The organism is Emticicia sp., from assembly GCF_049241225.1.
In the GTDB taxonomy this organism is placed as follows: domain Bacteria; phylum Bacteroidota; class Bacteroidia; order Cytophagales; family Spirosomataceae; genus Emticicia.
This window is the reverse complement of record NZ_JBMLRC010000116.1, coordinates 19,298-25,524: the sequence shown is the minus strand read 5'-3', so window position 1 is coordinate 25,524 and position 6,227 is coordinate 19,298. Positions and strand designations below refer to the sequence as shown.

Sequence of the window (6,227 nt, the reverse complement as noted above, 5' to 3'; positions counted from 1 at the left end):
CTGTGGTCGAATGGACTCGGCACTAATGCTCAAGCAAACATCAACGCTGCTGGTACTTATACCGTGACCGTTACAGCAGCTAATGGTTGTACGGCTACTGCAACGACAAGCGTCATATCTACTAATAATTTGGTTGCTACTGCTTCTAATACAGGACCATTTCAAACAGGAAACACAATTCAGTTAAATGCTTCGGGGGGGACGAGTTATGCTTGGATTGGGCCTAATAGTTTTGTCAGTACAGTACAAAACCCAAACATTCCAAACGCTTTGGTTATTCATGCGGGTATTTATACCGTAACAATTTCAAGTGGTGGTTGTACTGCAACCGCTACAACCAATGTTATTGTTAGTGAAGCGGTTGACCCTTGCATTCCGATTATTGATTATCAATTTGTTAAAGCTGGTAATCCATATCAACCGTTGTTTAGTTTGACTAATGGCATGGCAATCAATCAAATCGTTGACCCTGTTTCTATAATCGCTGTTCCGATTTGCCCTACTATTAATATAGAGAGTCTATTGATGAAACTACAAGGGCCAAATATGAATGAGGAGATTATCCAAAATATTTCTCCTTACGCTATTTTTGATAACACCGCCAACAATGTAAATGGTCGAATTTTGTCTCCTGGTGTTTATACTTTGACGGTAACAGGTTACAATCAAGATAATTTACTTGGAGGCATCAATTATGGTCCTGTTATTACAACTTTCACCATACTACCAAATACTGGAAGTATCTCAATACCAACTGTTTCTAAGACTACTGTTTGCGTTGAAAGTAGTTTAGATGTTAGTTTCTCGACGAGCGGAAACTTTAGTAATGCAAATCAATTCAGAGTAGAGTTATCTGATGCCAATGGTAATTTTGGCAGTATTGCAAATATTGGAAATATTGGAAACAGTGCCAACTTCATTTATCCAACAATTATAGGTAGCAGCAGTACATCTGGAACTATTAGTTGTTTAATTCCAAGTAATATTGTAGGTGGAGCAAATTACCGAATCAGAGTAGTTTCAACCGATGGTGTAAGTATAGGCCAAGTAAATGGTAGTCCAATCACGATTCATCCGAGAGACTTGAATTTGGTGAGTCCAACCGATGATTTTACGACAAACATTGGCACTAAACAAGCCTCAAATAAAGTAACCGCAAGCAATAAAATCAGTGCAACAGCCAACGTAAATTACCAAGCTGGTAAGGCAATCATGCTGAATGCGGGTTTTGAAGCAAACGCTGGAACAGTATTTAAAGCCGAAATTAGAGGTTGCGAAAATTAACATAAAAAGGGTCTCGTTTCAATTTTGAGCGAGACCCTTTTCTATAAAATCATCAAAAATTACTTCATTAGTTTTCTATCTCTGAGCCAATCTTCCATGCGGGCTGCCCATGTTTCTACTGGCCCCCTACCCTTTTTCTTGAGTCCGTAGCCGTGGCCACCTTTTTCGTAAATGTGCATTTCTACTGGCACTTTGTTTTTCTTACAAGCCAAGAAATAACCAATACTATTTTCGGGCTGCACACCATCATCAGTGGTGCTTATTAAGAATGTCGGTGGGGTATCTTTTGTTACTTGTTTTTCGTTGGAATACAACTCCATTTTTTCAACTGGTGGATTTTTTCCAATCAAATTATCTCTCGAACCAAAGTGCGTAAACTTATCGCTAAAAGTAATTACGGGGTAAATCAATAACGAAAAATCAGGACGAACACTCACACTTGCATCGGTGATTTCGCCTACTTGGGTTGTAAAATGAGTCGAAGCTGTTGAAGCTAAATGTCCACCCGCCGAAAAGCCCATGATTCCAACTTTATCGGGCGAAACACCATATTTTGCCGCATTTTTACGCACAATTCTAATCGCTTGTTGAGCATCTTGAAGCGGACGAATCTCGTCATTATCAAATAGATTTTCTTGCGGAAGGCGGTATTTTAGCACAAAGGCCGTAATGCCACGCTCATTAAACCACTTGGCAATGTCATGCCCTTCGTGGTCAATCGCTAAGATACTGTAACCACCACCTGGGCAAATAATCACGGTGGCATCAGAAGTTTTTTTCTTGGCTGGATACACATACAAAGCTGGCTGGGTCACATCTTTTACACGAGTAATTCCATCGGTAGTTTTTGAGTCTTCGGGAATCGAAATTCCAGCTTTTAAACCGGGTGTTCCTTCGGGATAAAGTAAAATAGTTTCGCTCGATTGGGCGGATAAATCAGACAAAGTAGTCATTAGAAATAGGGCTAAAAAAAGTTTTTTCATTGCTCGTAGCGGCGTGTGCTTCACGCCAATCGGTTTATGGTGAATAGTTGAAGTACAAAGTTGAAAAAAAATATTGTTTCACGAAGTTTTTCTGCGAATATTGTATGTAGTTTTTTCTATTCTAAATTCATCTTCATAAATTTCTTAAATGCGAACAGGATGCGGTCGCCGCCCGGTTCGCTCCATAGTTATGCAAGAAGCCTTTCAACATTGTCTGAATTTTTTTCAACACATTCACCCGCTAAAACCAGCGAGTGTCGAAGCTCTTTTGCCTTGTTTTTCATTGAAAAGTTTCTCAAAAAAAGCCTTTTTGGTAAAACAAGGCCAAGTATCGGACGAACTTAACTTTGTTTATTCGGGAAGTGTAAGAGAGTTTTTTGAAGATACCAACGCCAACGAAACCAATACTTGGTTCGGGCTCGAAAACTCGGTGGCGATTTCGACTTATAGTTTCTTTTCCCAGAAACCGAGTTTAACCAATATTCAAGCACTCGAAGATGTGCAGGCCGTGGTTCTGAAACACAGCGAACTGCACAAACTTTTCGACCAATTTCACGACATCGAACGCCTCGGAAGACTCATCGTTGAGCAATATTTAGTACAAATCGAAGAAATGAAAATCATGCTACAAACGCTTTCGGCACGAGAACGCTACGAATATATGATTCAGCACAAACCCGAGTTCATTCAACGTATTCCGCTCAAATATTTGGCTTCTTTTTTGGGTATTCAACTCGAAACTCTCAGCAGAGTTAGAAATCAGAAATAAGGCTTAATCATTTTTGCTCGAAAACTTTGAAATCAGAATACCCACCAAAACCACCGTATAAAACTGCCCAATGATACCAAAAAGTGCCGTTACAAGCTTCGTGACGTGGCTATTTGGTAAAATATCGCCAAAACCTATACTCGTGATAGTGATACTACAGAAATAAACCAAATCCATGTAAACGGCCGAAGTACTCGACATATCAATACCTTTGATGGAATGAGAGTTGTTATAAAAGAAAATCTGCATCAAAAAAACGTTCACTTCAATCAACAAAAAGTAGCCACAAGCCGATGCCGAAATAATATCGGTATTTATGTAGCTTGGCTTGAGCAAAAACCGAATGATTTCTAAGAAAATAAACAAAAAAAACAGCACATAAACCGCACTGATTGTACGCATAAATTCTGGCGAATTTTTAACAAATGATAAGCTCAGAGGCATCAAGAACACCAGCAAGAACAAGGTATTTTTGATAATTTTCTTGAAGCGACCTTTTTCTATAAAAACCCCGATACTGGCAATACCCACAATAATCATATTGATTGGCCAAATGACCGTTACATAAAAATCCATATTACGCAGTACAATACCCACAAATAGGTGCTGGACTAAGGCAAAAAGCAGTAATTCGTATTTGTTTTTAGTAAAAAATTGCTCCAATAGTGTCATAAATAATTGCTTAGATTTAGAGCAAATTCAAGATTATTCATTAAAAATCCAAACATAGTTCTTCGATAAGCTAACATTAAGTTTAAACTCACCTCGCTATTTTCATTCAAATTATCGTATATTTCGACAACTCGCGAACGGTTAATCCAGATGCATTTCATGAAACACCCATACCTTCGATACGTTCTTACATTGACACTTTTGCTATTTTGGGGCGGAATTCATGCTCAAAAATTTAACTTCGAGAAAATTACTACCAAAAATGGGCTTTCATCGAATAATGTTTTGGGTATCACTAAAGATCCTCAAGGGTATTTGTGGCTGGCTACAAACTTAGGAATTTCTCGATACGATGGCTACCAATTTTTGCCATTAGGTAATTTATCAAGTCCAAATGGCATAGCAATTTCGAGCGACGGGATATTGTGGTTTAGCAACGAAAAAGGCCTATATTCTTTAGATACAAAATCGTTGGTTTTATCGTTTAAAATTGCCAACAAACTCAACGACAACATCCCCGACAACGACCACTACAACAGTATTTTTGTCGATAGTAAAGGGCTTATTTGGTCAACTGACTTTCATCACATAAAATCGTATCATCCACAAAAAAACTTGCTCACTTACTACAAGATTTTGAATGAAAATCAGCAAAACCCTAATCTTGCTAAATTCGTTGAAGACACCGCAGGGAATCTCTGGTCGGTCAGCCCAATAGGTTTATGCAAATTCGATAATAACCGCCAAACGTGGGTGCGGGTTTGGGCCGAAAGAAATCTAAGTTCATTGGCTTTTGATAAAACAAATGACACTTTTTGGTTAGGAAATCAGCACGGCGATTTGATAAACTTCAACCCTAAAACAAAGGTTCCTACCTTCAAAGCCAACATCGGCGAAAGTATTGAACAAATTCGATTTTCGAGTAATAGATCTTTGATCTGTGTTTCGCACAACCACCTGTTTCAGCTTACTACTAATCAGACCAAACTCGAAGAAATTGGGCAATTCATGGCCGATGACATTTCGCTCAATACTGTTTTTATCGACGCACAAAAAAACGAACTTTGGCTCGGCACAAATGATGGATTGCTAAAACAAGAAGCTGAAAATCAACTTATTAGACAAATACTCATTCCTCGAAATTTACTACCAAATCCAGCAACTGTTCGGTGCTTTGAGGTCGAAAATGAGTCGAATTACCTACTTGGCATGAGTTCGGGTGATGTGCTTCGATGGAACAAAACAAGTAATAAATTTCAAAAAATCACGCAATTGGTATCAGAAGAAATTAAAAATATCAAAGCGATTGACAATCGAATTTTTATCGGCACTAACAAGAATCTTTTCGTAAAAAAGCAGGGAACAAATCTCGAAAAAATTCTATCAAAACCGATCAATCATTTGGAATTCGACGGGCAAAATCGACTCTGGATTTTATCGCCCAATGAGCCAATCATAGTCTATGATTTCAACAAGAAACAATTTGTGCAACCGTGGAGTAAACTTCCGTACCCTACGTTTTTCAAAGACAATCTTTTTCATAAACTTACCTATACCCCCGACCAAAAAATGTGGATAGCAGGCTGGATTCCGAGCGGTTTTGGCATTGCCTGTTTCGATTTCAGAACCAATCAATTTCAAGAATTAAGCTCAATCAACGACCACAAACGCTTCATTGGTGACTATTACCTTGATGTTTCGGTTACGCCCAAAGGTAATTTATTGTTTTCGGGATACGGTGGCTATAACCAACTAAATGCCAAGGGAATTATAACGGCGGAAGTCCATGCCGAAGATTTAAAGCCTTTGTTTGCTGATGCTCAGTGCTTTTCGATCGATGAGGATGCTAAGGAAAATACTTGGATTGGTACGGCCGAAGGCTTAGTGAAAATCTCGAAAGAAAAACAAGTGAATCGTTTCACACAGTTTGATGGTTTGCTGAACAATGATATCCGCAATGGTTTTCTGATGACTAAAAACGAACTATTACTTGGGCATAAAAATGGGTTTTCGATTCTAAATTTGAGTAATGTTGGACTAAAAAATCAATCACATCGACTGATGCTCAGCCAAATAAACATTTTGGGAAGCGACCAAAAAGTTGATTTATCTAAAAACCTCGTTTTTTCGAGAAAACAAAATAACCTTAGTTTTTCATTTAGTCCACTCAATTTCGAGAACCAAGCCAAAAACAAATTTCGCTACCGCCTCACGGGTATCAACGAAAAATGGATTGAAAATGGCGTAAATCCAACTATCACGTTTTCTAATCTAGAACAAGGAAATTACCAATTGGAAGTACAATACGCCGAAATTGCGGGTAATTGGAACACCGATTCTCTCGTCCTCAATTTCAAGATTTTACCCGCTTGGTACGAAAGCCTATGGTTTAAGATTTTGCTTGCTTCACTCCTACTGGCAATCGGCTACGGTATTTATTGGTACCGAATCAATGAGTTTAAAAAAGTGCAAGCCATGCGAAACCGAATATCTTCTGACCTCCACGACGAAATCGGAGC

At 38.6% G+C, this 6,227-nt stretch carries 5 protein-coding genes; 3 read left to right on the top strand and 2 right to left on the bottom strand.

Translation table 11 applies throughout. The annotated features are described in order from the left end of the window. Positions 1-1,284: 3-coathanger stack domain-containing protein (locus tag ACOVO2_RS07190; RefSeq protein ID WP_421769320.1), on the top strand; the 1,284-nt coding region annotated here is incomplete at its 5' end. A 59-nt stretch (positions 1,285-1,343) separates the two neighbouring features. Here the strand turns inward: ACOVO2_RS07190 and ACOVO2_RS07185 are convergent. Continuing rightward, positions 1,344-2,267, bottom strand: a complete 924-nt coding sequence (locus tag ACOVO2_RS07185; RefSeq protein WP_421769319.1) for an alpha/beta hydrolase — start codon at positions 2,265-2,267, stop codon at positions 1,344-1,346. Positions 2,268-2,457: 190 nt separating this feature from the next. On the opposite strand from ACOVO2_RS07185, the gene ACOVO2_RS07180 reads away from it, so the two are divergent. Further along, entirely contained in the window at positions 2,458-3,036 is a 579-nt protein-coding gene (locus tag ACOVO2_RS07180) for a Crp/Fnr family transcriptional regulator (protein ID WP_421769318.1), read from the top strand. Positions 3,037-3,039: 3 nt separating this feature from the next. Here ACOVO2_RS07180 and ACOVO2_RS07175 read toward each other — a convergent pair whose 3' ends face one another. Next, positions 3,040-3,708 (bottom strand): ion channel, encoded by a 669-nt coding sequence (locus ACOVO2_RS07175; protein ID WP_421769317.1) that lies wholly within the window; start codon positions 3,706-3,708, stop codon positions 3,040-3,042. 159 nt (positions 3,709-3,867) lie between these two features. Between ACOVO2_RS07175 and ACOVO2_RS07170 the strand changes: the two genes are divergently transcribed. After that, positions 3,868-6,227, top strand: a 2,360-nt coding sequence (locus ACOVO2_RS07170) for a ligand-binding sensor domain-containing protein (protein ID WP_421769316.1), incomplete at its 3' end; no start/stop codon positions are given.

What these genes read in the sequence shown, in the direction of transcription:
- ACOVO2_RS07175 (WP_421769317.1), bottom strand. Translation starts at nt 3,708, where the DNA reads ATGACACTATTGGAGCAATTTTTTACTAAAAACAAATACGAATTACTG.
- ACOVO2_RS07185 (WP_421769319.1), bottom strand. Translation starts at nt 2,267, where the DNA reads ATGAAAAAACTTTTTTTAGCCCTATTTCTAATGACTACTTTGTCTGAT.
- ACOVO2_RS07180 (WP_421769318.1), top strand. Translation starts at nt 2,458, where the DNA reads ATGCAAGAAGCCTTTCAACATTGTCTGAATTTTTTTCAACACATTCAC.